This window comes from Mycobacterium sp. E3247, from assembly GCF_001667785.1.
Taxonomy (GTDB): Bacteria; Actinomycetota; Actinomycetes; order Mycobacteriales; family Mycobacteriaceae; genus Mycobacterium.
Map to the genome: position 1 here is coordinate 1 of NZ_LZJG01000108.1, position 1,625 is coordinate 1,625.

Consider the following 1,625-nt stretch of genomic DNA (forward strand, 5'->3'; position numbering starts at 1 on the left):
CTGCGCGACGCGACCAGGGTGGGGTTGACGATCACCGCGGACGCGTTGGCCGGCACCTTGTACTTGTTCTCGTAGTGAAACGTCACCTTCATCTTGTCGCCGGCCGGTTCGATCTTGTCGACGGCACCCACCCGGACGCCCATGATCTGGACCTTGTCCCCGGAATAGAGCGCGTTCGCCGTCGGGAGGTAGGCGACCACGGTGTTGGTGGTCAACCTCTGGTAGAGCCGCAAGCCCACGAACCCGGCGACCACGGCCAGCAGCACCACCAGCGCCCCGATCACCGTCCGGGGCCGCAGGTGGCGGAGGGGGAAGACGTTGCTCAATTCTGGCTACCTCCCGTGATGCCGCTGCCTCCCGTGCCGCCCGGGTTGATGAACGGTGCGGGCAACTGCTGCCCAGGTCCCGGCGGCGCCGGCGGCCCGGGGGGCAAGCCGGGCGCGAAGGTCGACGGCGGCGGGGTGGGGCCGGCGGGTTGCAGGTTCTCGGTGCGTGCGCCGGGTGGTGCTTGGACGGGCAGCGGCACCGGCGTGCCCGGGACGTCCGGTGGCGGGTCGCCCGGCCGCCCGGCGATCGGGATTCCCGGGGTCGGGGGCAACCCGTTGGGGTTCGGCGGCGAAGCCGCGACGTCGATCGGGGCGGGGAAACTGCCGCCGAAGGGGCCGACGTCCACACCCGCGCAGGGCAGTGGATTCCCGGGTCGCGGAAGCGCGTCGGCCGGAGGGGTGTACGAGCACGCGGTTCCGGGCGGGACGGCCGGTCCCGGATGATCCGGGGTGCCTTCCAGCACCGGCGGCGCGGGCGGCGGGGCCCCGTTGGGGAACCGGGTGCCGTTGGGGTCGGGCCAGCGGAACGCGGGGAGCCCGGCACTGCGCCAGAAGTCCTCCGGATCGATGCCGCGCTTCTTGAAGGCGGCGTCGACGAACGGCTGCAAGATCCAATACGGCAGCAGGTTGGACAGGACGATCTTGAAGTACGGTCCCGACGCGACGGATTCCCCCAGCGAGGCGGCGAATTGGCTGACATACGTGAGGGTCTGGGCCAGGTCGTCTTTGCGCGCCACCAGCACATCGCTGATGGCACGCAACTGCTCGAGCACGGGATTGAGGTTCGGATTGTCGTTGATGAACCCCTGCACCTCGGCCGAGAACGCGGCGATGTTCTGCAGCAGGGCGCCGATGGCGCGGCCACGTTCGTTGAACGCGGCCAGCAGCGTCTTGGTGTTGACCAACAACCGGTTGATCTGTTCGCTGCGGTCACCGAGCACGCTGGCCACCTGGTGGGCCTGAGCGAGCAGGTGCTTGATCTGTTCGTCGCGCTTACCGATGGTGTCGGAGAATCTCGTCAGGCCGTCGAGTGCGGCACTCAGGTGCGGGTAGGTCTGGTTGACGGTCTGCGACAAGACGTTCAGCGACTGCTTGACGGTGTCGATGTCCCAGCCGGTGGCGGCCTTGGTGATGTCGAAGTTCGCGTCGTAGAGCTGATAGGGGGTGGTGCTCTGGCCCAGTGGCAACACGTCCCCGGGCCGCAACGTCCGGGTTCCCCGCGGCTCGATCTCGAGCACCTTCTTCCCGAGGATGGTGTCCGTCTTGATCGCGAGCCGGCTCTCGGTGCCGATGGTGTTG

At 68.6% G+C, this 1,625-nt stretch carries 2 protein-coding genes; both read right to left on the minus strand.

Annotation, left to right across the window (positions count from 1 at the left end; genetic code table 11):
• A partial coding sequence (locus tag A9X04_RS05535) for an MlaD family protein (protein ID WP_156764233.1) occupies positions 1-326 on the minus strand: 326 nt, incomplete at its 3' end.
• Positions 323-1,625, minus strand: a 1,303-nt coding sequence (locus A9X04_RS05540; protein WP_067918512.1) for an MCE family protein, incomplete at its 5' end; no start/stop codon positions are given. The genes A9X04_RS05535 and A9X04_RS05540, both read right to left, overlap by 4 nt.